The organism is Paracoccus sp. MC1862 (assembly GCF_016617715.1).
Taxonomy (GTDB): Bacteria; Pseudomonadota; Alphaproteobacteria; order Rhodobacterales; family Rhodobacteraceae; genus Paracoccus.
In genome coordinates this window covers 849566-873002 of the sequence record NZ_CP067225.1, presented here as the reverse complement: position 1 = coordinate 873002, position 23437 = coordinate 849566, and the positions used below count along the sequence as shown (strand labels likewise).

19 protein-coding genes, 1 other RNA gene and 1 pseudogene are annotated in these 23437 nt (G+C 65.6%); 11 read left to right on the top strand and 10 right to left on the bottom strand.

Going from position 1 to position 23437, the window contains the following annotated elements; all coding sequences use genetic code 11:
- The first annotated feature begins 32 nt into the window (after nucleotides 1–32).
- Both gltX and gltA read left to right on the top strand, forming a co-directional pair.
- Entirely contained in the window at nucleotides 33–1424 is a 1392-nt protein-coding gene (gene gltX / locus JGR78_RS04380; protein WP_182804918.1) for a glutamate--tRNA ligase, read from the top strand.
- A 52-nt stretch (nucleotides 1425–1476) separates the two neighbouring features.
- Nucleotides 1477–2769, top strand: coding sequence for a citrate synthase (gene gltA / locus JGR78_RS04375; protein WP_182792768.1), 1293 nt, complete (start codon nucleotides 1477–1479; stop codon nucleotides 2767–2769).
- A 260-nt stretch (nucleotides 2770–3029) separates the two neighbouring features.
- Here gltA and zapA read toward each other — a convergent pair whose 3' ends face one another.
- Together zapA and JGR78_RS04365 are read right to left on the bottom strand one after the other, a co-directional pair.
- The gene (zapA, locus tag JGR78_RS04370; RefSeq protein ID WP_182792767.1) at nucleotides 3030–3392 is read right to left on the bottom strand and encodes a cell division protein ZapA; all 363 of its coding nucleotides are present in this window, start codon (nucleotides 3390–3392) and stop codon (nucleotides 3030–3032) included.
- Entirely contained in the window at nucleotides 3392–4096 is a 705-nt protein-coding gene (locus tag JGR78_RS04365) for a hypothetical protein (RefSeq protein ID WP_182804920.1), read from the bottom strand. The genes zapA and JGR78_RS04365 overlap by 1 nt, the downstream gene beginning before the upstream one ends.
- Before the next feature lie 228 nt (nucleotides 4097–4324).
- On the opposite strand from JGR78_RS04365, the gene ileS reads away from it, so the two are divergent.
- On the top strand, nucleotides 4325–7249 hold the full coding sequence (ileS, locus tag JGR78_RS04360; protein ID WP_182804923.1) for an isoleucine--tRNA ligase: 2925 nt from the start codon (nucleotides 4325–4327) through the stop codon (nucleotides 7247–7249).
- A gap of 244 nt (nucleotides 7250–7493) precedes the next feature.
- Here ileS and JGR78_RS04355 read toward each other — a convergent pair whose 3' ends face one another.
- Complete coding sequence (locus JGR78_RS04355) at nucleotides 7494–8255, bottom strand: glycosyltransferase (RefSeq protein WP_182804925.1); 762 nt, start codon at nucleotides 8253–8255, stop codon at nucleotides 7494–7496.
- Between JGR78_RS04355 and JGR78_RS04350 the strand changes: the two genes are divergently transcribed.
- The 5 genes and pseudogenes from JGR78_RS04350 (at nucleotide 8254) to JGR78_RS04330 (ending at nucleotide 12965) form a co-directional block, all read left to right on the top strand.
- A protein-coding gene (locus tag JGR78_RS04350) for an IS5 family transposase (protein WP_200559300.1) occupies nucleotides 8254–9053 on the top strand; the annotation gives its coding sequence in 2 pieces (ribosomal slippage) (nucleotides 8254–8587 and nucleotides 8587–9053; 801 coding nt in all). The genes JGR78_RS04355 and JGR78_RS04350 overlap by 2 nt on opposite strands.
- A gap of 65 nt (nucleotides 9054–9118) precedes the next feature.
- A pseudogene (locus JGR78_RS04345) lies at nucleotides 9119–9748 on the top strand (IS701 family transposase); the annotation flags it as partial.
- 114 nt (nucleotides 9749–9862) lie between these two features.
- On the top strand, nucleotides 9863–11392 hold the full coding sequence (gene istA / locus JGR78_RS04340; RefSeq protein WP_200559303.1) for an IS21 family transposase: 1530 nt from the start codon (nucleotides 9863–9865) through the stop codon (nucleotides 11390–11392).
- Nucleotides 11382–12176: an IS21-like element helper ATPase IstB gene (istB, locus tag JGR78_RS04335; RefSeq protein WP_200559304.1), complete on the top strand. Its 795-nt coding sequence runs from the start codon at nucleotides 11382–11384 to the stop codon at nucleotides 12174–12176. The genes istA and istB overlap by 11 nt, the downstream gene beginning before the upstream one ends.
- Before the next feature lie 21 nt (nucleotides 12177–12197).
- On the top strand, nucleotides 12198–12965 hold the full coding sequence (locus JGR78_RS04330; protein WP_200559444.1) for a transposase: 768 nt from the start codon (nucleotides 12198–12200) through the stop codon (nucleotides 12963–12965).
- 210 nt (nucleotides 12966–13175) lie between these two features.
- Here the strand turns inward: JGR78_RS04330 and folE2 are convergent, their stop codons facing one another.
- Nucleotides 13176–14138, bottom strand: coding sequence for a GTP cyclohydrolase FolE2 (gene folE2, locus JGR78_RS04325; protein ID WP_182803200.1), 963 nt, complete (start codon nucleotides 14136–14138; stop codon nucleotides 13176–13178).
- Between the two features lie 62 nt (nucleotides 14139–14200).
- The gene (locus tag JGR78_RS04320; RefSeq protein WP_182803198.1) at nucleotides 14201–15367 is read right to left on the bottom strand and encodes an aminotransferase class I/II-fold pyridoxal phosphate-dependent enzyme; all 1167 of its coding nucleotides are present in this window, start codon (nucleotides 15365–15367) and stop codon (nucleotides 14201–14203) included.
- Nucleotides 15368–15521: 154 nt separating this feature from the next.
- On the opposite strand from JGR78_RS04320, the gene JGR78_RS04315 reads away from it, so the two are divergent.
- Complete coding sequence (locus tag JGR78_RS04315; RefSeq protein ID WP_182792431.1) at nucleotides 15522–16553, top strand: TerC family protein; 1032 nt, start codon at nucleotides 15522–15524, stop codon at nucleotides 16551–16553.
- A gap of 75 nt (nucleotides 16554–16628) precedes the next feature.
- On the top strand, nucleotides 16629–19022 hold the full coding sequence (locus JGR78_RS04310) for an ATP-dependent helicase (RefSeq protein ID WP_182803217.1): 2394 nt from the start codon (nucleotides 16629–16631) through the stop codon (nucleotides 19020–19022).
- Here the strand turns inward: JGR78_RS04310 and JGR78_RS04305 are convergent.
- On the bottom strand, nucleotides 19019–19861 hold the full coding sequence (locus JGR78_RS04305) for an SDR family oxidoreductase (protein WP_182803196.1): 843 nt from the start codon (nucleotides 19859–19861) through the stop codon (nucleotides 19019–19021). The two genes, JGR78_RS04310 and JGR78_RS04305, sit on opposite strands and share 4 nt — an antisense overlap.
- A 103-nt stretch (nucleotides 19862–19964) precedes the next feature.
- Here JGR78_RS04305 and JGR78_RS04300 point away from each other — a divergent pair, with 103 nt between their 5' ends.
- A complete protein-coding gene (locus JGR78_RS04300; protein ID WP_234450854.1) occupies nucleotides 19965–20570 on the top strand; it encodes an inner membrane-spanning protein YciB in 606 nt (201 codons plus the stop codon).
- Here the strand turns inward: JGR78_RS04300 and JGR78_RS04295 are convergent.
- From JGR78_RS04295 to JGR78_RS04280, 4 genes are all read right to left on the bottom strand, one after another.
- Nucleotides 20525–21535, bottom strand: a complete 1011-nt coding sequence (locus JGR78_RS04295) for an alpha/beta fold hydrolase (protein WP_182803194.1) — start codon at nucleotides 21533–21535, stop codon at nucleotides 20525–20527. The two genes, JGR78_RS04300 and JGR78_RS04295, sit on opposite strands and share 46 nt — an antisense overlap.
- A 150-nt stretch (nucleotides 21536–21685) precedes the next feature.
- A complete protein-coding gene (gene rpmG, locus JGR78_RS04290; RefSeq protein ID WP_011750518.1) occupies nucleotides 21686–21853 on the bottom strand; it encodes a 50S ribosomal protein L33 in 168 nt (55 codons plus the stop codon).
- 127 nt (nucleotides 21854–21980) lie between these two features.
- Nucleotides 21981–22376: RNase P RNA component class A (rnpB, locus tag JGR78_RS04285), an RNA gene on the bottom strand.
- A 43-nt stretch (nucleotides 22377–22419) separates the two neighbouring features.
- On the bottom strand, nucleotides 22420–23241 hold the full coding sequence (locus JGR78_RS04280; RefSeq protein WP_182803192.1) for a thioredoxin family protein: 822 nt from the start codon (nucleotides 23239–23241) through the stop codon (nucleotides 22420–22422).
- Between the last annotated feature and the right edge of the window lie 196 nt (nucleotides 23242–23437).

Genomic DNA, 23437 nt, shown 5'->3' with positions numbered 1-23437 from the left:
GCCCGCCCGAAGACCGAAAAGCAGGACCCGCCATGCCCTCATCCCCCGTTGTCACGCGCTTTGCGCCCTCGCCCACGGGCTATCTGCACATCGGCGGCGCGCGCACGGCGCTGTTCAACTGGCTTTACGCCCGCGGCCGCGGCGGCAGGTTCCTTTTGCGGATCGAGGATACCGACCGCGCCCGTTCCACCCCCGAGGCGACCGAGGCAATCCTTGAGGGGCTGACATGGCTGGGCCTCGACTGGGACGGCGAGCCCGTCAGCCAGTTCGCCCGCGCCGACCGCCATGCCGAGGTGGCGCGGCAGATGATGGCGGCGGGCACCGCCTATCCCTGCTACACCACGCCCGCCGAGATCGAGGCATGGCGTGCCGGGAACCCGAACCAGCCCTTTGTCAGCCCTTGGCGCGATGCGGACCCTGCGACCCGGCCCGACGCGCCCTTTGCGATCCGCCTGCGGGCACCGCGCGAGGGCGAAACGGTGATCCATGACGCGGTGCAGGGGGACGTGACCTTCCGCAACGACCAGCTGGACGACATGGTGCTGCTGCGGTCGGACGGGACGCCGACCTACATGCACGCGGTGGTGGTGGACGACCACGACATGGAGGTGACGCATATCATCCGTGGTGACGACCACCTGACCAACGCCGCGCGGCAGGCGCAGGTCTATGCGGCGAACGGCTGGGACCTGCCGGTCTTCGCCCATATCCCGCTGATCCACGGCACCGACGGCAAGAAGCTGTCCAAGCGTCACGGCGCCGTGGGCCTGCACGAATATGCGGCCTTGGGCTATCCGGCGGCGGCGATGCGCAACTACCTCGCCCGTCTGGGGTGGAGCCATGGCGATGCCGAGCTGTTCGACGACGCGCAGGCGCTGGAGTGGTTCGACCTCGGCGGGATCGGCAAGGCGCCGGCGCGGCTGGACTTCAAGAAGCTGGAGCATGTCTCGGGCCACCATATCGCCGCCATGACGGACGAGACGCTGCTGCAGGAACTGGCCGACTTTCTGAAGGCCACGGACCAGCCTGCCCTGACGTCTGTGCAATTGCAGCGCATGACGCCTGCGCTGGCCGCGCTGAAGCAGAAGGCCCGCACCCTGCCGCAACTGCTGGACCAGGCAAGGTTCGCGCTGATCGAGCGGCCGGTCGAGGCGGACGAAAAGGCGAAAAATGCGCTTGATACGGTGTCCAAAGGTATACTCGAAGATTTGACCGCTGCGCTGCAGAATGCTAACTGGGCGCGAGATGATCTGGAGGCGGCGGCGCAGCGGATTGCCGAGGCGCGGGGCGTGGGTCTGGGAAAGGTCGCGGCGCCCGTTCGGGCCGCCCTGGCCGGCCGGACCGCCACCCCCAGCGTATTCGACATGATGCTGGCCTTGGGCCGCGATGAAACGATTTCCCGTCTGGCGGACGCCACGGCGTGAAAGAACCCGACCTTACCGGCCCGGAATGGGTCAATGGCAAAAGGATTGTGCGATGGCCGACGCGAAGACTGCCCGGATCACGCTGAACGACAAGGATGTGGAACTGCCCATCCTGACCCCGACCGTGGGGCCGGAATGCGTGGACATCCGCAAGCTCTATGCCCAGGGCGATGTGTTCACCTTCGACCCCGGCTTTACCTCGACCGCCGCCTGCGAAAGCGCGATCACCTATATCGACGGCGACAAGGGAGAGCTGTGGTACCGCGGCTATCCCATCGAGCAATTGGCCGAGCACAGCCACTACCTTGAGGTCTGCTACCTGCTGCTGAACGGCGAACTGCCCACCCGCGAAAAGATGGAGTGGTTCGAGAACATCATCACGCGCCACACCATGGTGCATGAGCAGATGCACTATTTCTTCCGCGGCTTCCGCCGCGACAGCCACCCGATGGCGACCATGGTGGGCGTCGTCGGGGCGATGTCGGCCTTTTACCATGATTCGACCGACATCAACGATCGCAAGCAGCGCGAGATCGCCTCGCACCGGCTGATTGCCAAGCTGCCGACGATCGCGGCGATGGCCTACAAGTATTCCATCGGTCAGCCCTTTGTTTATCCGAAGAACGAACTGGATTACGCTTCGAACTTCCTGCACATGTGCTTTTCGGTCCCGGCCGAGGAATACAGGCCCGATCCGGCACTGTCCCGGGCGATGGACCGCATCTTCACCCTGCACGCGGATCATGAGCAGAACGCCTCGACCTCGACCGTGCGGCTGGCAGGTTCCTCGGGCGCGAACCCCTTTGCCTGCATCGCGGCGGGCATCGCCTGCCTGTGGGGCCCCGCGCATGGCGGCGCCAACCAGGCTGCGCTGGAAATGCTGCAGGAAATCGGCAGCGTGGACCGCATCCCCGAATACATCCGCCGGTCCAAGGACAAGGACGATCCCTTCCGCCTGATGGGCTTCGGCCACCGCGTTTACAAGAACTTCGACCCGCGCGCGAAGATCATGAAGCAGTCGGCGGACGAGGTTCTGGGCATCCTCGGGATCGAGAACAACCCGACGCTGCAGGTCGCCAAGGAACTGGAACGGATCGCACTGGAAGACGATTATTTCGTTTCCAAGAAGCTTTATCCGAATGTCGATTTCTATTCCGGCATCATCCTGTCGGCGATGGGTTTCCCCACCTCGATGTTCACGCCGATCTTCGCCTTGTCCCGCACGGTCGGCTGGATCAGCCAGTGGAAGGAAATGCTGGGCGACCCGGACAGCAAGATCGGCCGCCCGCGCCAACTTTACGTGGGCGAGGACCGGCGAGACTACGTCGCCGTGGACGCGCGCTGAATCTGCGAAAGACGAAGGAGGCCGCCGTGGCCTCCTTTTTCATCGGAATGCGCCGATGATCGGTCTGTCAGCCTGTGGATCTGGCGAAAGTTGATCCTCTGGCTGGACCTGTGTGCAGGACAAATCTCAACACAAGTGGCGGGCAGCGACGGCCTTCGGCTGCCCTTTCCAGACAGCTTGCAACGCCATGTCCCATTTCCCCACCTGTCAGACGAGGCGACCCGATTCCTGCGGCACGCGGTCCCTCAGGGCGCTGGCAGTCAGCGGGTCAGACTTTCCTCGGCCTTGTCGGCCAGCGCCTCGGCGCGGGCGGCGAGTTCGGCCAGCGCCTCGCCGATCTGCGGCGGGATCACCGGCACCTCGACCCGCGGCGGGTTCGACTTCAGCCGCGCCAACTCGCGTTCGACATTGACCAGCCGATCCTCAAGCCCCGAGGTCCGGTCGGCCAGCATCAGCCCCGCCAACAGCAACAGGCGCGGTTCCGGCATCCGCCCCGCCTGTTCCAGGATGGTGCGGGCCTCGGTGTCCAGCATGGCGGCCGCGCGCTTCAGCAGCCGCTCCTCGCCTTCCTGAGCGGAAAGTTCGTATTTCCTGTGGCCGATGGTGAACTCGACGATGGGCATCAGCGGCTTTCCTTTTCAACAGGCTCGTTGCCGCCCTCGCCGGCCCGGATGTCCTCGGGCAGCTCGGCATCGGCGGCAGGCTCGTCCTCGGGCAGTGGGTCCTCGTCGCGAAGGACGCCGGGTTCCGGGATCGCCATAGGACGGTCCTGCGGCTGAGTGCTGGCGGCATCAGCTTCCGGTTTCTGCACGGCATCGGCAGGGTTCCGGCCGTCCGTCGCGTGACTGCGCGGCGCGGTAGTCACGCCCAGCATTCGGTCCAGCGCGTCAAGGATTTCGCCCATCTGCGCGATCTCGGCCGCGCGAGCGGCACGCAGCGCATCCACCTCGGCCTGCAGAGCGGCAAAAGTCGCGACCTCGCCGTTTTCGGCCCAGGACTCCGGTCCGCCGCCGGTCGCCTCTATCAGTGCCCGGTTGGCCTGCGCGAGATCCTCGTTGGCCGCCGCAAGCCGCGCGGCCTCTCCGCCCATGACGGCCATGCGCTCATGCGCCTCGGACAGGCGCGCCTGCACGGCTGCGAGCATCGCCGCCTGACGCTCGCGCAGCGAGGCGACTTCGGCGGAAATCTCGGCATCGGCCGTTGCCGGGGGCCGGGGCGGGGGTGCCGCGATCGCCTCGGCCATCCAGCGGCCCGCCTGCTCGACAGCGTTGTCCAGGCGGTCCAGGGCGGCGATCAGCCGACGTTCGGCGGCGGAAAGGACTTTCATCAAAGAGCCTCAATCTGGTTGGCCCTTTGTGACAAAGCCCGCCCGCCAAGACAAGGACGGCCGAACCAAAGGCGGCGCGCCGCCGCTTGTCCCCGCCCGGCACCGTTCCTATAACGCGCCCCATGCTTTCAGCGGCGTGGATATCCCGAATTAGCGACCCGGCGGCGTGAGGTTTCGCGCCGCCGGGATGACGCTTGCCCGACCGCCCTGCCCCAAGGATTTCCGCCCATGAGCGCCGACCAGACACCCGACTACCGTAACACCGTCTTCCTTCCCGAAACCGATTTTCCCATGCGCGCGGGGTTGCCCCAGCGCGAGCCCGAGTGGCTGGCACGCTGGGAACGGCTGGGCGTCTACGACCGGCTTCGGGCGCAAGCCGAAGATCGCCAGCCCTTCGTGCTGCACGACGGCCCTCCTTACGCCAACGGGCACCTGCATATCGGCCACGCGCTGAACAAGGTTCTCAAGGACTTCATCGTCCGCAGCCAGCAGATGATGGGGCGCGATGCGCGCTATGTCCCCGGTTGGGACTGCCACGGGTTGCCGATCGAATGGAAGATCGAGGAGGAATATCGCAAGGCGGGCCGCGACAAGGACGCCGTGGACATCGTCGAGTTCCGCCAGGAATGCCGGCACTTCGCGGAAGGTTGGGTGGACATCCAGCGCGAGGAGTTCAAGCGCCTCGGCATCACCGGCAAGTGGGACGACCCCTATCTGACCATGGACTATCACGCCGAGGCGGTGATCGCGGGCGAGTTCATGAAGCTCTTGATGAACGGCTCGCTGTATCAGGGCTCGAAGCCCGTGATGTGGTCGCCGGTCGAACAGACCGCGCTGGCCGAGGCCGAGGTCGAATACCACGATCACACCAGCCACCAGGTCTGGGTGGCCTTCCCGGTCGCGTCGCAGCGCGACTTCGCGCCGCTGGACGGCTGCATGAGAACGGACCTGCTGGACGCCTCGGTGGCGATCTGGACGACGACGCCCTGGACCATCCCGCAGAACCGTGCCGTCGCCTTCGGGCCTGACATCGCCTACGGGCTTTATCAGGTCGGCGGAGAGAAGCCGGGCACCTACCTGCTGGCCGACAGGCTCGCGCCCGAGGTCTTCAAGGCAGCGAAGCTGGAAGCCGAGAACTGGCAGCGCCTGCGCGACGTGCCGGCCAAGGAACTGGCCTCGCTGGTGCTCGCTCACCCCTACCGCGGGATCGAGGGTGGCGCGGGCGAGTGGGACCATGACGTGCCCTTGCTGCCCGGAGACCACGTCACCGAGGACGCGGGCACCGGCTTTGTCCACACCGCGCCCAGCCACGGCGAGGACGACTATCAGATGGGCCTGAAACATGGCCTGCCGATGACCTACAACGTGATGCCCGACGGCAGCTATCGCGCCGACCTGCCGGTCTTCGGCGGTCAGGCGATCCTGACGCCCGAGGGCAAGGAAGGCCCGGCCAATGTCGGAAACATCAAGGCGCTGGCGGCGCAAGGAGCGCTGTTCGCCAAGGGCAAGCTGAAGCACTCCTATCCCCATTCCTGGCGGTCCAAGGCGCCGGTGATCTACCGCAACACGCCGCAGTGGTTCGCGGCCATCGACAAGCCGCTGGCCGATGGCATGGGCGAGCATGGCGACACGATCCGCGCCCGGGCGCTGGAAGCGATCGACCGGCTGGTGAAATGGACGCCGCCCTCGGGGCGCAACCGCATCTTCTCGATGGTCGAGAACCGCCCCGACTGGGTGCTGTCTCGCCAGCGCGCCTGGGGCGTGCCGCTGACGTGCTTCACAAAGCGCGGCGCCAAGCCCGACGATGCGAACTTCCTGCTGCGGAACGAGACAGTCAACGCCCGTATCCTCGAAGCCTTCGAGAAGGACGGCGCAGATGTATGGTATCGGGAAGATTTCAAGGATCGCGTCTTGTCCGGCATCGTGAATCCTGACGACTACGAGCAGGTCACGGATGTGCTGGACGTGTGGTTCGACTCGGGCTCGACCCACGCCTTCGTGCTGCGCGACCGCGAAGATGGCTCGCCTGATGGCATCGCCGACCTTTACCTTGAAGGCACCGACCAGCATCGCGGCTGGTTCCAGTCCTCGCTGCTGCAGGCCTGCGCGACCAAGGGGCGCGCACCTTATCGGGGTGTGCTGACCCACGGCTTCACGCTCGACGAAAAGGGCATGAAGATGTCCAAGTCGCTGGGCAACACCGTCGCCCCGCAAGAGGTAATCTCGCAATACGGCGCCGACATCCTGCGCCTGTGGGTGGCGCAGTCGGACTATACCGCCGACCTGCGGATCGGAAAGGAGATCCTCAAGGGCACCGCCGATGCCTATCGCCGGCTGCGCAACACCATGCGCTTCATGCTGGGCGCACTGGCGGGCTTTTCGGATGCCGAGCGGATCGCGCCCGCCGAGATGCCGGAACTGGAACGCTGGGTCCTGCACCGTCTGGCCGAACTCGATGCCCGCGTGCGCGAGGGCTACACGGCCTACGACTTCCAAGGCGTGTTCCGGGCGCTTTTCGACTTTGCCACCGTTGACCTGTCGGCCTTCTGGTTCGACATCCGCAAAGACGCGCTTTACTGCGACGCGCCCGACAGCCCCCGCCGCCGCGCCGTCCGCACGGTCATGGACGCGCTGTTCCACCGCCTGACGCTGTGGCTGGCGCCGATGCTGCCCTTCACGACCGAGGACATCTGGCTCTCGCGCTTCCCGTCCGAAGAGGACAGCGTCCACCTGCACGAATTTCCCAAAACGCCCGCCGACTGGCGCAACGAGGCGTTGGCCGCCAAGTGGGACGCCATCCGCCGTGCCCGCCGCGTGGTAACGGCCGCGCTGGAACTGAAAAGGGCCGACAAGACCATCGGCGCAAGCCTTGAGGCGGCGCCCGTGGTCCATGTCGAGGATGCCGCGTTGCTGAAATCCCTCCGCTCTGTCGATTTTGCAGATGTCTGCATCACCAGCGCCATCCAGTTGACCCCCGACCCCGCCCCGGCCGAGGCCTTCCGCCTGCCCGAAGTCCCCGGCATCGGCGTCGTCTTCGAGCAGGCCGAGGGAGAGAAATGCCAGCGCTGCTGGAAGATCCTGCCCGACGTGGGCAGCCACGACCACCCCGCCACCTGCACCCGCTGCGACGAGGTGCTGGACGCGGCTGTGTGACGTGTCAGCCGCATGGTGCCGGGCAAACCAGGCATCATGCGGCGCAGGCTGAAAAAGGATCGATCATATCACGCGCTGATCCGGCCTGATGTTGCGGCCCTCACCTTCCCTTGACGATCCGCAGGATTTTTTCCTTGAACCGTCAGAAAATCACGGAGGTTCCGTCCAAACCGGTAATCTGTGCTGCACCTCGGAATGGCACTAAAGAAAACATCTTCCTTGAGGCGGGGCGCAGCCTCCTCTATCAGGATGTCGTTTGCTCCATAGGCGCAATATCCTCTGCACGAGGATCAAGGGTCAGCAGTTCGATACCGGCAGCGGCAAGTGCCTCTTTCCCGAACTGCCGTGCGAACTCCTCTTCAGCCCGCTTTCGCACTTGACCGTTGACAAGTGCAGGCGCGACAGACCGCTTGTAAACGTCAAAATAACTGGTCGGATGCTGCCTTGCTTCCTGATACAATGTCGGCGAGGTGGTCTCGATTTCAACGAGCCATCTTCTTCCACGCGGAACTGAAAACAGCGGCACCTCTTGTCGAGCCGCAGCGACGGCAAACCATAGGTCGCAGACGCCCTTGGTCTGAAAGTCGTCGAGAGAAACCGCGAAGGTGGAACCATGCCAAGCTGCCGTTCCGGTTCCAAGTAGGTCCACGAAATGACCCTTGTGATGTTTGGCAAAATGATAAACGGTCCGCTGCTTCAGCCGTGAGAACTCTCCGGGCGGAAAGATCACCGCGTGAACACCGACCACGCAACGGCGCTCGAGCATTTCGATATGCTCGACCATCCGACTGACGTAATCCGTTGGATATATTAGATCGTCGTCAAACGTGAAGAGATACGCGTCGAGATCGCGCGGAAGGTCGTAGAACTTCCCATTGTCACGCAGGTCGCCTTCCGCTTCCTGGCTGCGGACCACACGGATTTTCGGTCGCTTCAGGAATCCTGGAACTTCCTCACAGTCATTAAGAGCGCCTAACAAAACCGCCTCTCGTGCGTTAGGGGACATGAGCAAGCCCCTTGTATCCGATGATCTGTGGGCGGCGCTGGAGCCGTTGCTGCCGAGGCCGCGGCCCAAGCCCCAGGGCGGCCGTCCCCGCTGCGATGACCGGCTGGCCTTGGCCGGCATCCTCTTCGTGCTCCGCTCCGGCATCCCTTGGGAGATGTTGCCGCGCGAGTTCGGCTGCTCCGGCATGACCTGCTGGCGCCGGCTGCGGGACTGGCAAGCGGCCGGCATCTGGGCTGGGCTCCACCGCATGCTGCTGGAGCGCCTATCGGATGCCGGACATCTGGACTGGAGCCGGGCCTCCCTCGACAGCGCCGCCGTGGCGGCCAAAAGGGGGGCACCGAGATCGGCCCGAACCCGACGGATCGCGGCAAACCAGGCACGAAGCGCCATCTTGTGGTCGACCGGAGAGGCACCCCGCTCGGGGTGCGCCTGAGTCCAGCCAACCGGCATGACAGCCTGATGCTGGCGCCCACCCTCGATGCCGTGCCGGGCGTGCGCCACGGTCGCGGCCGCCCGCGCAAGCGCCCCGACAAGCTCCACGCCGACAAGGCTTACGATAACCATCGTTGCCGGTCCGAATGCCGCGCCCGCGCGATCATGCCCCGCATTGCTCGGCGGACAGTGGACAGCAGCGAGAGGTTGGGCTGCCACCGCTGGGTCGTCGAACGAACGCTTGCCTGGCTCAACCGCTTCCGCCGTCTGACTATCCGCTATGAGCGACGCGCCGACATTCACGAGGCCTTCGTAATCCTCGGCTGCGCCCTCATCTGCCTCAACCAGATCAGAAGGTTTTGTTAGGCGCTCTAACACTACTCTGCCAGGTTTTGTGGTAGTTCGGGGTGGTGCTCACGGGAGGTGCCGTGATGAGAGCAACCACAAGCCACTGGCGGGCTGCCTATGAGGCTTGGCTCGCACCTTTCCTAGCTCGGCTCGGCAGGGTCGAGCAGCGCCGCTGGGCACCGGTGTATCTTCAGGGGCTGCTCGGGCCGGGCGAGCGCAAGAGCGTCGAGCCAATGGCCGCTCGCGTAGCGCCCGGAGACGTTCAGCAGCTTCACCACTTCATCTCCACCTCGCCTTGGCGCTGTGAGCCGCTCGAGGAGGAGCTGGTGCGGGCCGCCGACCGGCTCGTCGGTGGTCCAGAGGCTGTGCTGATCATCGACGACACCGCCCTGGTCAAGCAGGGGCGACACTCGGTGGGGGTTGCGCGCCAGTATTGCGGCCAACTGGGCAAAAAGGCCAACTGCCAGGCCTTGGTCTCGCTCACGCTGGCGCGCTGCGAGGTTCCGGTCTGTGTGGGCCTGCGTTTGTTCCTGCCTCGCGCCTGGGCCGAGGACGCAGGGCGGCGCGCCCGTGCCGGTGTGCCAGAGGCGATCCCCGGCCGGCCCAAATGGCGGATCGCCCTGGACGAGATCAGTCGCATCCAAGTGGCTGGAGCGCGCTTCGGCGCTGTGCTGGCGGATGCCGAGTACGGCAAGGTGGCAGACTTCCGGCAGAAGTGTTGATTTCCACCCGGAACTGACCCGGGTAGGGGCGTAATTTCCACTGAGAACTGACCCATGTGAACCTTCCCCAAAGCGGAGCGCGGCGGGGGTAATGGAGTGATCCACATGGGACTTTTGAACATCATCCGACGCATGGCGTTGCGGGAGAAGCTGCCGATCCGGGAGATCGCACGGCGGACCGGCCTGTCGCGCAACACCATCAGGAAGTATCTGAGCGCTGGGACCATCGAGCCGAGGTTCGCGACGCCTGATCGGCCGAGCAAGCTCGATCCGTTTTCCGAGAAGCTGGCGGCGTGGCTGAAGACGGAAGCCGGCAAGTCACGCAAGCAGCGCCGGACGCTGAAGCAACTCCATGCCGACCTCGTGGCGCTCGGCTTCACCGGCTCCTACGGCCGGGTCGCGGCCTTCGCCCGGCAATGGCGGATGGACCGGCAGCGCGAGCAGCAGACGACGGGCCGCGGCACCTTCGTCCCCTTGGTCTTTCGTCCGGGCGAGGCGTTCCAGTTCGATTGGAGCGAGGACTACGCGGTTCTGGGCGGGGAGCGCACGAAGCTTCAGGTCGCCCACATCAAGCTGGCACACAGCCGGGCCTTCCTGGTTCGGGCCTATCTGCTGCAAACCCACGAGATGCTGTTCGATGCCCATTGGCACGGGTTCCGCGTCTTTGGCGGCGTGCCGGGTCGCGGCATCTACGATAACATGAAGACAGCGGTTGACCGCGTTGGCCGCGGCAAGGAACGGCAGGTCAACATCCGCTTCCTCGCCATGACCAACCACTATGTCTTCGAGCCGGAGTTCTGCAATCCTGCCGCGGGATGGGAGAAGGGACAGGTCGAGAAGAACGTTCAGGATGCCCGGCCTCGTTTGTGGCAGCCGATGCCGAACTTTCCTGACCTGGCGGCGCTGAACGCCTGGCTGGAACGGCGCTGCCTGGAGTTGTGGCGCGAGATCCCGCACGGGGTTCTGCCCGGAACCGTCGCCGACGCCTGGGCCGAAGAACAGGCCGCGCTGATGCCGCTGCCGCCTGCCTTCGACGGCTTCGTCGAGCGGAGCAAGCGTGTCTCACCCACCTGCCTGATCAGCTTCGAGCGCAACCGCTACAGCGTGCCGGCGTCCTTTGCCAACCGTCCTGTCAGCCTCAGGGTCTACCCGGATCGGCTGGTGGTTGCCGCCGAGGGACAGATCCTGTGCGAACATGGGCGGGTGATCCAGCGGTCCCATCACCTGCCGCCTCGCACGATCTATGACTGGCGGCATTATCTGGCCGTCATCCAGCGCAAGCCGGGTGCCCTCAGGAACGGTGCGCCCTTCGCGGAACTGCCCGCGGCCTTCCGACAGTTGCAGGACCAGATGCTGCGACGACCCGGTGGCGATCGCGAGATGGTCGATATCCTGGCGCTGGTCCTGCAGCATGATGAACAGGCTGTGCTGGTTGCTGTGGAAATGGCCCTGGCCGAAGGCGTCGCGACCAAGACCCATGTGTTGAATCTCCTGCACAGGCTGATCGATGGCAAGACGACCGGCGGCCCGAACATCGACACACCGGAGGCGCTGATCCTGCGCCATGAGCCGAAGGCCAATGTCGAACGCTATGACGACCTGCGGGCGCAGATCGGAGACCGCCATGCGTCATGATCCCGCCAGCGGCGCCATCGTCATCATGCTCCGCAGCCTGAAGATGCACGGCATGGCCCAGGCCGTCACCGACCTGATCGAACAGGGGGCGCCGGCATTCGAGACAGCCGTGCCGATCCTGTCCCAGCTGCTGAAGGCCGAACTGGCGGAACGCGAAGTGCGCTCCATTGCCTATCACATGAAGGCCGCGCGCTTCCCGGCCTACAAGGATCTCTCGGGCTTCGACTTCGCTGCCAGCGAGATCAACGAGGTCACGGTGCGCCAGCTCCACCGCTGCGAGTTCATCGACGGCGCGCAGAATGTCGTGCTGATCGGCGGGCCGGGCACCGGCAAGACCCATGTCGCAACCGCCCTGGGCATCCAGGCCATCGAACACCACCGCCGGAAGGTCCGCTTCTTCTCCACCATCGAACTCGTCAATGCCCTCGAGCAGGAGAAAACCAAGGGCAAGGCGGGCCAGATCGCGGAGGGATTGACCCGGCTCGATCTCGTGATCCTGGACGAACTGGGCTACTTGCCGTTCAGCGCTTCAGGCGGTGCGCTGCTCTTCCACCTTCTGAGCAAGCTCTATGAGCGCACCAGCGTTGTCATCACCACCAACCTGAGCTTCAGCGAATGGGCCACCGTCTTCGGCGATGCCAAAATGACCACCGCGCTGCTCGATCGCCTCACCCACCGCTGCCACATCCTGGAGACCGGAAACGACAGCTTCCGCTTCAAGGCAAGCTCAGCCGCAGCAGCCAGGAAAACCAAGGAGGCCGGCCATGCCTTGACCCAAGCCTAACCCACGAAACATAACCTGAGGGTGGGTCAGTTCTCGATGGAAAACCCGGGTCAGTTCCGAGTGGAAATCAACAGGCAGAAGCTCTCGGAGCAGGGTCTCACCTGGGCGGTGGGCATTCTGCCGACCCAGACGGTCTATCCTGCCGACGTCATGATTGCTCCGGCTATGAAGCGACGGACCGGTCGGCCACCCAAGCATCCGGTGCCTTCCACCCGGACCTACAGCGTTCAGGCCGTCGTGGCCGCCCTGCCGAACGAATGCTGGCGGACCCTGTCGTGGCGGCGCGGCACCAAAGGCGATCTCAGGGCCGACTTTGCCGCGCTCCGGGTCCGGGTGGCCGATGGTCCGGTGATCTCGCGCAACCGGCGCCTGCCCGGTGAGACCGCCTGGCTGGTGTGCGAGCGCCGGACCTCCGGGGAGCGCAAATACTACCTGAGCAATCATGCGGAGGATGTCGCTCTGGAGAGCCTGGCGGCGCTGATCAAGCGTCGATGGGTTTGCGAGCAGATGCACCAGCAGATGAAAGGGGAGATCGGCCTCGATCACTTCGAGGGCCGCAGTTGGCGGGGCCTGCACCATCATGCGCTCATGACGATGATCGCCTTTGCCTTTCTCCAGCATCTGCGGCTTGGGGAAAAAAACCCCCACCAGACCGGGGCCGCCCCCAACCCCATCCTTGCCGCAGGTGCGTCGGCAACTCGCGGCCACACTCAGCGCCTTTGCACGGCTTTGTCCCCACTGCCGCAAGCCCGTGCCCTATCACCTCCGGCTATGAAGGTGGCAGAGTAGTGCTAAGATAGACGACAAGCTCGTCAAGTTGCGGCAGAATCGTGGAGACTGCGCGTTTCAGGCTGCCGAACCGAGGCGGGAAGCTGGCAATTCCGCCAATCCGCTTTTGCTGCCGTGAATGACGGGCCTGAGTCAGGCATTGCGGATGATGATGAGATGAGACGACATGATCTGGCTCGTTGAATGGGAAATGAAAAAGGAATGCGGCGCTCAGGCCCGCAGCCCGGCGAAGGTCATCGGGTCGAGGCTGACCTGCGCGAAGGTCGGCCCCTCGGTCAGCAGGCTGACGGCGTCGTGGGAATGCAACGATTCCTGGTGGCTCGCGATCACGCGGAAGTCGCCGACGCGGGGTTCCAGTTCCAGCTCGTGGGCGAAGGCGCGGACGGCGTCCTCGACGAAGATCGGGTTCGCGGCGTTCAGTTCCGCGAAAGCCTGCTCGTCCTCGCGCTTGACCATCACCTGCGTCTCGGTCGCAACCGCGCGGCGGCAGAGTGCCACCATGTCCTCGAACCACAGCTTCTCCTCGCCTTCCATCACTGCCGAGATACGGGCGATCGAGCGCTGGGAATGGGGCGTCGCCAGCTGGCTGCGCGATTCGCGGGCGTGTTCCGACAGTTCCAGCGAACAGGGGCAGGTCGAGGAATAAACGTAATCGAAGTGCATGACCTTCAGGCGCTGCCCGCCCTGGTCGATCAACTCCATCGCGATGTCGTAATACTGCCAGCCGCTGAGGCCCGAACGCAGCGATTCGACCTGTATCGGATAGGACAGCCGCATCTGCAGCCGCGCGTCGAAGGAATCGAGGTGGTCCTTGTAGTCGCTGACCGCCGCCGCCAGCACCCCCAGCGAGAACTGCTTTTCCGCATGGGCGTAGAAGGACCGCATGATCCGGCTCATGTTGATGCCCTTGCGGTCGGCGTCGAGGCTGACGGTGCCGGTCACGCTGGTTTCCAGCATGATCTCGCCCCCGTCCTGGCGGCGATAGCGGATCGGCAGGCGGAAATGGGAAATGCCGACGTGCTGGATGACCTTGCGGGCGCCGACGATCAGGCTGGCCGGGCCGTTCTGCAGGTCCGGCAGGCTGGCGCGATACTGTTCGTCCACCTTGAAGTCGGACGGATAAGTCCGGCTGAGTGCAGGATAAACGGGAATGAACGGCTTGTTGCGGGTCATGGCGCGTCCAGAGGCTATGCGTTGCCCCGAATATGGGGAACCGCGCCCGAAAGGCCAGAGGCTTAAGCCAAGGCCCCCAACAAGTCGGAGATCAGGTCGTCGGGATGTTCCAGCCCCACTGACAGCCGAACTAGCCCTGGCCCGATGCCCATGGTGGCGCGGCTGGCCTCGCCCAACCGCTGGTGGGTGGTGGTCGCCGGGTGGGTGGCAATGGACTTGGCATCGCCGAGGTTGTTCGAGATCGACACCAGCTCCAGCCGGTTCAGCATGGCAAAGGCTGCCTCCTGCGTGCCGAGGTCGAAGGCGATCATCGTGCCGCCGGACCCCATCTGCCGCATCGCGAGGTCATGCTGCGGATGCGACGGCAAGCCCGGATAGATCGTGGGCAGTCCCTCGCCCTCAAGCGCCTGCGCCACCAGCAGCGCACTGTCGGCCATGGCGCGGACACGCAGATCCATGGTCGTCAGCCCGTTCAGCATGATCCAGGCATTGAAGGGGCTGATCGCGCCGCCGGTGTGCTTGAGGTAAGGCTCGGCCATCTCGCGCACGAACTGGCGGGTGCCGCAGATGATGCCGCCGAGCGCACGGCCGCCGCCATCAACATGCTTGGTGGTGGAATAGACGACGACATCCGCGCCCTGTTCCACTGCGCGGGAAAAGACCGGGGTGGCGAAGACATTGTCGGCAATCACCAACGCGCCCGCTGCATGGGCGATTTCGGCGATGCCAGCAATATCCATGACCTCAAGAGTCGGGTTCGAGACTGTCTCAAAGAAGCAGCCCTTGGTGCCCGGCGTCACCGCCGCCCGCCACTGGTCAAGGTCGGTGCCGTCCACCAGCACCACGTCCACGCTGAATTTCTTCAGAACATCCAAGACGTAAAGACAGGAACCGAACAACTGGCGCGAGGATACCACACGGTCGCCGGGCGCGACCATGCCCATCAGCGCGCCATTCACCGCCGCCATGCCGGATGCAGTGGCAAAGGCGTCCTCGGTCCCCTCCAGCGAGGCCATGCGGTCCTCGAACATCCGGCTGGTGGGGTTGCCGTAGCGGGCATAGATGAACTCGTCGGGACCCACCTTCTGGAACCGCGCTTCGGCCTGCTCGGCGCTGTCGTAGGCGAACCCTTGGGTCAGGAACAGCGCCTCGGCCATCTCGCCATACTGGCTGCGGCGGATGCCGTGGTGGACGGAACGGGTGCGGGGATGGAGCTTGCGGTCGGCCATGGGGCGCCGATACTCCCCCGGCCGAAAAAGCGCAATCATCCCCTTGACGCTTCCGAAGCCGTCCCTAGGTTGAAGGCTCCTCGACCGGGCCCCTCTGGCGATCTCTGCGGATCGTGATGTCGGTCGCATCACGCAACACAACGCAGAGGACGACATGGAGCTGACCTCCCTTTTTCTTGGCCAACCCGTATGGATGTGGGCCATCTTCCTTGCCATCGTGCTGTTCCTGCTGGTGCTGGACCTTGGCGTCCTGAACCGCGGGCAGCAGGAAATCGGCGTGCGCAAGTCGCTGCTGATGTCCGCATTCTACATCGCCATCGGGCTGGCCTTCGGCGGCTTCGTCTGGGCGCAGCTCGGCCAGCAGTCCGCATTGGAATACTGGACCGGCTTCGTGGTCGAGAAGTCGCTGGCGATGGACAACGTCTTCGTCATCGCCACGATCTTCGGCTTCTTCGCCGTGCCCCGGCACCTGCAGCACCGGGTTCTGTTCTGGGGCATCCTCGGCGTGATCGTCCTGCGCGCGATCATGATCGGCTTCGGCGCGGCGCTGGTGCAGCGGTATGAGTGGGTGCTGCTGGTCTTTGCCGTCTTCCTGGTCGTCACCGGCATCAAGATGCTGCGCTCGGGGCACGAGGATGAAAGCGACCTGTCGCAGAACCGCGTGCTGAAATGGATGCAGCGGAACCTGCGCGTGACCGACGGCTTCGTGGGCGACCGCTTCTTCGTCCGCCAGCCTGGACAGTCGGGCAAGATGCGGACCTTCGTCACGCCCCTGTTCCTGGCGCTGATCGTGATCGAGTTCGCCGACCTCGTCTTCGCCGTCGACTCGGTGCCCGCGATCTTTGCCATCACGACCGACCCCTATCTGGTCTATACCTCGAACATCTTCGCCATTCTGGGCCTGCGGGCGCTGTATTTCGCGCTGGCCGCGATCCTGCACCGTTTCGCCTATCTCAAGCCGGCGCTGGCCGCGTTGCTGATCTTCATCGGCGGCAAGGTGCTGGTGGCCGAGGCGATCGGGATCGAGAAGGTGCCGCCGATGATCTCGCTGACCGTGACCTTCCTGATCCTTGCCACCGGGGTCATTGTCTCGCTCGTCAAGACCGCGCCGGGGCATGACGCCGCACTGAAGAAGGACGAGGCGGCCGAGCGTCTGGCCGAGAAGGCTGTGGGACAACCACGTTAATCTAGTCAGCGCAAACGTGAACGGAATGAGAACGCGGGCTTTGCAGAAAGGCCCGCGTTCTTTATGTTAGGCCGCATGAGCCAGTTCGACGATCACGACGCCTTCGAGGCCGCCGCCCGCCCTTCCCTGTCCCAGCGGGCGATGACGGGCCGCGCCGCGCCCTACCTTGACGGGCTGAACCCGGCGCAGCGGCTGGCGGTGGAGACGCTGGACGGCCCCGTCCTGTTGCTGGCGGGCGCGGGCACCGGCAAGACCCGCGCGCTGACGACGCGAATCGCCCATCTGCTGACGCAGGGCCGCGCCACGCCCGGCCGCATCCTTGCCGTGACCTTCACCAACAAGGCCGCGCGCGAGATGAAGGATCGTGTTGCCCGCCTGATGGGCGAGACGGTCGAGGGGATGCCCTGGCTCGGCACCTTCCATTCCGTCAGCGTCAAGATCCTGCGCCGCCATGCCGAACTGGTGGGCGACGGACAGGTCCACCTCAAGTCCAGCTTCACGATCTTGGACACCGACGACCAGATCCGGCTGCTGAAGCAACTGATTGCGGCCGGGAACATCGACGACAAGCGCTGGCCCGCGCGGATGCTGGCCGGGCTGATCGACGACTGGAAGAATCGGGCGCTGACGCCCTCGCGCGTGCCCGAAGGCGAATCGCACGCCTATGACGGCAAGGGTGCGAAGCTTTACGCCCAATATCAGCGGCGGCTGCTGGAATTGAACGCCGTCGATTTCGGCGACCTGTTGCTGCATTGCGTGATGATCTTCCAGGCGCACCCCGACGTGCTGGCGCAGTGGCAGGACCGCTTCCGCTATATCCTTGTGGACGAATATCAGGACACCAACGTCGCGCAGTATCTGTGGCTGCGGCTGCTGGCGCAGGCACACCGCAACATTTGCTGCGTGGGCGACGACGACCAGTCCATCTATGGCTGGCGCGGGGCCGAGGTCGGCAACATCCTGCGCTTCGAGCAGGATTTTCCCGGCGCGCAGGTGATCCGGCTGGAACAGAACTACCGCTCCACCCCCCACATCCTTGCTGCCGCTTCGGGGCTGATCGCGGCGAACAAGGGCCGGCTGGGAAAGACCCTGTGGACCGAGGCCGAGGAGGGCGAGAAGGTCCGCCTGATCGGCCATTGGGACAGCGAGGCCGAGGCCCGCTGGATCGGCGAGGAGATCGAGGCCTTCCACGGCGGCCACCGCCATTCCATCGGCAAGCGCAGCCTGAACGACATGGCGATCCTCGTGCGCGCCTCGCACCAGATGCGGGCCTTCGAGGACCGCTTCATGACCATCGGCCTGCCCTATCGCGTGATCGGCGGCCCCCGCTTCTACGAACGGCAGGAAATCCGCGACGCGATGGCCTATTTCCGGCTGGCCGTCAGCCCCACCGACGACCTCGCCTTCGAGCGGATCGTGAACACCCCCAAGCGGGGCCTCGGCGACAAGGCCATCCAGACCATCCAGCGCGAGGCGCGGGCCGAGGGTCTGTCGCTGCTGGAAGGCGCGGCGGCCGTGGTCGCCTCGGGCGCGCTGACCGGCAAGGGCGCGTCCAACCTGCGGCAGTTCACGCAGTTCATGGGCCGCTGGCACGCCGACGCCTTGGATTCCACCGTGAACCATGTCGAACTGGCCGAGCGCATCCTGGACGAATCCGGCTACACCGCGATGTGGCAGAACGACCGCTCGCCCGACGCGCCGGGGCGGCTGGACAACCTCAAGGAACTCGTCAAGGCGCTGGAGGAGTTCGACAACCTCCAGGGCTTCCTGGAACACGTCGCGCTGGTCATGGACGTGGCCGAGGGCGAGCAGGCCGAGGAAGTGTCGATCATGACCCTCCATGCCGCCAAGGGCCTGGAATACCCCATCGTCTTCCTGCCGGGGTGGGAGGACGGGCTGTTCCCCAGCCAGCGCAGCATGGACGAATCTGGCCTGAAGGGCTTGGAGGAGGAACGGCGCTTGGCCTATGTCGGCCTGACCCGCGCCGAGGAACTTGCGACGATCACCTTTGCCGGCAACCGCCGGATGTATGGCCAATGGCAATCCTCGCTGCCATCCCGCTTCATCGACGAACTGCCCGAGGATCACGTCGAGGTGCTGACGCCCCCCGGCCTTTACGGCGGCGGCTTCGGGGCCGCGGCGCAGGTGACGGGCCAGCCCTTCGCGCAATCGACCATGCACGATCGGGCCAGCCGCGCCGATGTCTACAACTCGCCCGGCTGGAAGCGGATGCAGGACCGCGCGGCCGTGCGGCCCGGCCCCTCGCACCGCCCGCCCATCGTGATCGACGCCGAACCCTCTGCCCGCTTTGCCGTGGGCGACCGGGTCTGCCACCAGAAGTTCGGCACCGGCAGCGTCATGGGCATCGCCGAGGACACACTCACGGTCGAGTTCCCGGCGGGCTTCAAGACCATCAAGGCGGCCTATGTCCAGCCTGCGGGTGGAACCAACGGCGACGTCCCGTTCTAAAGGGCGGCGCTGACCACATCCGCAAGCGGCGTGGTGGGCCGGCCGATCAGCGCCGAAAGCTGGCGGCCGTCCTCGAACAACGCTGCTTGGCCCGCATCCGCATCGAAGCCTGCGACCGCCGCGGCCATCTCCTGCGGCAGGCCCATGCCGGCAAGCGCCTCGGCGTAATCGGACTCGGACAGATTGCGATAAGGGATCTGCTTGCCCGTCTGCGCCGAAACCTCGGCCGCCAGATCCTCCAGCGTCCAGGCGGTATCACCCGCGAGTTCATAGGTCTTGCCGGCATGGCCCTGGCCTGCCAGCACCACGGCCTCAGCCTCGGCATAATCTGCACGCGCCGCGGCCGAGATGCGGCCGTTCCCCGCCGCGCCGATCAGCGCACTGTTGGCAATCGCCGCCTTCAGGTTGCCGGTGTAGTTCTCGGCATACCAGCCGTTCCGCAGAATCGTGTGCGGAATGCCCGACCGGGCAAGCACGTCCTCGGTCTGGCGGTGCTCCTCAGCCAGCGACAAGGGCGAGCGGTCGGCGTGCAGAAGGCTGGTATAGACGATCTCGCCGACACCCGCCTGCTTCGCCGCGTCGATCACGGCCTGATGCTGAGCCGCGCGCTTGCCGACCTCGCTGGACGAGATCAGCAGAAGCTTGTCCACTCCGGCAAGCGCCGGTGCCAGCGTCGCGGGCCGGTCATAGTCGAAAAGCCGCGCCTCGACCGCAAGATCGGCGGCTTTATCGGGCGAGCGGGCCAGCGCGACGATCTGCCCGGACGGCAGCAGCTTTTTCAGCTTCTCGATGGTCAGGCGGCCAAGCTGGCCGGTGGCTCCGGTGACGGCGACGGCCATGGTGTTCCCTTGGTTCCATGTGATGCAATTCAACGGGTCGGGTTGATCCGAAACGATGGTATCCCTTAGATGGTTGCCGTCCCTTACCCGCGAAAGGCAGCCCATGTCCCCCAAGTTCAAGGCCGCGCTCGACTACGGGCCGCTGATCGTCTTTCTGGCGGTGTTCCTGCTTTACCGCGACCGGACGGTCATGTTGTGGGGGCAGGAATATCCCGGCTTGATTCTCGCCACGCTGGTCTTTGTGCCGCTGACCATCGCCGCCAATGCCCTTCTGTGGTCGCGCACGGGCGAGTTGTCGGTGATGCAGCTTGTCACGCTGGTGGTGGTCGTGGTCTTCGGCGGGCTGACCGTCTGGCTGAACGACCCCCGCTTCATCAAGATGAAGCCGACGCTGATCTACCTGACCTTTGCCGCGCTGCTGGGCGTCGGTGCGGCGCTGGGCCGCAACTGGCTTGGCCTTGCGCTGGGCGAGGCGATCCCACTGTCGCCCGAGGGCTGGCGTATCCTGACCCACCGGATCATCTGGTTCTGCCTCGGCCTTGCGGCGCTGAACGAACTGATCTGGCGGACGCAGAGCGACACCGTCTGGGTCGTCTTCAAGACCGTCGGGTTGATCGTCCTGACGATGCTGTTCTTCGTCCTGAACGCCCGTGTCTTCGGGCGCTATGCGCTTTCGGCCCCGAAGGACAGCGGTCCCGGCGTCGGCTGAGGCGCCCCTGCGGCGAAGGGCGGCGCCAGAAGCCGCGACCAGCGCCGCGACGGCTGTTCGGGGCGGCAGCGCGCCAGCGAGGCCAGCGGCAGTTCCGCCGGCGTGCAGAGGATCGCGCGCCAGACGTCGAACAGCCCCCGCCGCAGATAGGGCGACCAGTGGCAGGCCCGGCTCGCCCCGCGCGCAATGGGGAAACCCAGCGCCCGCAGCCCGTCCAGCGTGCTGTCATCGTCGATCTGCAGGTCGAGCCAGTTCCCCCGCGGCCGGTCCAGCCCGAAGCCGAGCGCGCTGTGACGCCCGGCTGAAAGCAGCAGTTCCAACCCCAAGTCATAGGGGTCGTTCTCGCGCGAGGTAACGTTGACGACATCGGCCAGCATCCCGGCGGGACTGGCGATGGCGGCCTCGGCATCGTGGCGCAACTCGGCCGCGCTCAGCAGGATGACCCGGCCGACCGCGCCAGGCGTCGCCCGGCGCAGCGCCGACAGCGCCACCCTGCCCCCCAGCGAATGCCCGATCATCGCCACGGGGCGCTGCGCTGCCAGCGCCAGCCGGTCGATCAGTCCGGCAAGATCGGCCCCTACCCGCGAAGCCCGGGCATGGGCCTGCCGGAACCGCCCGAGCGCGGGCCAGCCGTGGGCGATGGCAAGCCCTTCGTTGCCATCCGCCGTGAACCCCAGCGCCGCGGGCCATGACACCGCCCGCCGTGTCCGGGGATCGGGGTCGAGCGACAGGATGTGCCTGTGCGGCGAGGTTTCGGCGCGTTCGGGCGAGAAGCGATAGCCGTGCAGCATGATGATGATCGGTGCGCCGGGTGGCAGGCTGGCCGCGCGGGCCCACAGGTCGGGTCGTGCCCCTGCTCCGCTATCCAGCGCGATCAACGCCATGGCTGCCTCGTCCTGCCGCGAGGCCGTGATGCCTGCCCGCTGCGACCGCAGGATGACGCGCCGGTGCAGGTTCGGTGACAAGGAAGGATCAGACCGGCGGCAAGCCCGCCTGCGGCTCAGGGGCGTTGGCCGCGGCCCTGGTTTCACGAGGCTCTGGTCTGCGGCCAGGAAAAGGAAAACCGCGCCACGGCAGCAGCCGGGCGCGGTTCTGGTCGTTCGGAAAAGGAGATCTTACTTGATCTTGCCTTCCTTGTATTCGACGTGCTTGCGCACGACGGGGTCGTATTTGTTGACGGTCATCTTCTCGGTCATGGTCCGGGCGTTCTTCTTGGTGACATAGAAATGCCCGGTGCCCGCCGTCGAGTTCAGCCGGATCTTGATCGTCGTCGGCTTCGCCATTGGTCCTGCTCCTGCTTCGGGGCGGGCCGTAGGCCAGTCCGATAACCCCGTGAAATTCCTGAAGCCCGCCTTTTAAGGCCAGCGCGCCCCGAGTCAACCGGATTCTGCGTGAAAGCCCATGGAAATCATGCGCGGATGGCCTGTAAGCCGGGTTCTGTCCGGGGGTGCCCTTGTAGAGGGGGCGCCCCGTGGATGACCATTCCTCTGGTCCCGCCGTTGCCGACGGGCTCTAGCTGCCAACCCGGATCTGCTGGGGCGCAGGCGGCCCTGCGGGGCCAGGCCCCGCGCGCGATCCCTATTCGGCATTGCTCCTGGTGGGGCTTGCCATGCCGGTCCGGTTGCCCGTCCCGCGGTGGGCTCTTGCCCCACCGTTTCACCCTTGCCCCCGCAAGCAGGGGCGGTCTGTTCTCTGTGGCGCTTTCCCTGGGGTCGCCCCCGCCGGGCGTTACCCGGCACCATGCCTGCATGGAGCCCGGACTTTCCTCGGAGGGCCGAAGCCGCCCGCGGTCATCCGGCCATCCGCGCGGGCTTCAGATAGAAGCCGCCGGCCAAGCGGTCAAGCCGCCTCAGTCCAACTGGACGGCTGCCAGGATCGGACCCGGCAGCCCGCCTGCCAGCGCCTGCTGGACAAGGATCGCGTGCCGCGTGTCGTCGGGATAGGCGTCGTTCGGATCGTTGCCCGCCCGCACGGTCAGCCGCAGCGGCTCGCGCGCGGGCCACAGGGTCACCGGCTCGGTCCCAACCACGATATTGCTGTAGACGATGCTGCGGCCGCGATTTTCGCCCGCCTTCACCAGCACCGTGCGATGCGGCAGGTAGCGCACCAGCGTCACCTCGACCCCGCCGGGAATCGGGGCGCGGGGGGTCAGGTCGATGACATGCCCGTCGCCCGCCTCGGTTGCCGTGACCATGACCACTGGCGGACGGGCATGGTGTTCGTCGATCAGCGCCATCAGCGCCGCGCGATGCAGGGTCAGCACCGTGTCCTGCCCGTCCACGATGATCTGCGGCGTATAGACCCCGCGCTCGCCCGCCACGGCGGCATAGCCTTCCTGCCGGGCAGCATGCTCGGGGCGGCCGAACTCATCCGTCCAGCCGAGATAATCCCAGTAGTCGACGTGCCAGCTGAGCGTCAGGACACCGGACTGTTCGGCAAGCGAGGCGACCAGCGCATCGGCCGGCGGGCAGGACGAGCAGCCCTGCGAGGTGAAAAGCTCGATCACCACCGGCGGATCGCCGACCAGCCCGACCCGCCCCTGACCCGGCGCCACGCCCGCCGCGGGGGGGTGGCGTTCGGGCACCAGCGAAAAGGCGCCCTCGGGGATCTGGGTTCCGGCTCCTTCGGGCGCCTCGATCAGCGCGACTTCTGCGGGGGCGGGACCGGCCATGACCGTGAGGGCAAGGCCGAATGCGGCCGCAAGCCGGACAGGACACAGGGAAAAAGTTAACGGCAACATCATCATTGCCGATCGGAGTAGGCCAGCAGGGCGGGCAAGGCCAAATCAAGGCTTCGTTAGCATCCGGGCATGGCGGGCCCACTTGCAAGTTCCGACGATTATGTATACCGTCGCATACAATCAATTG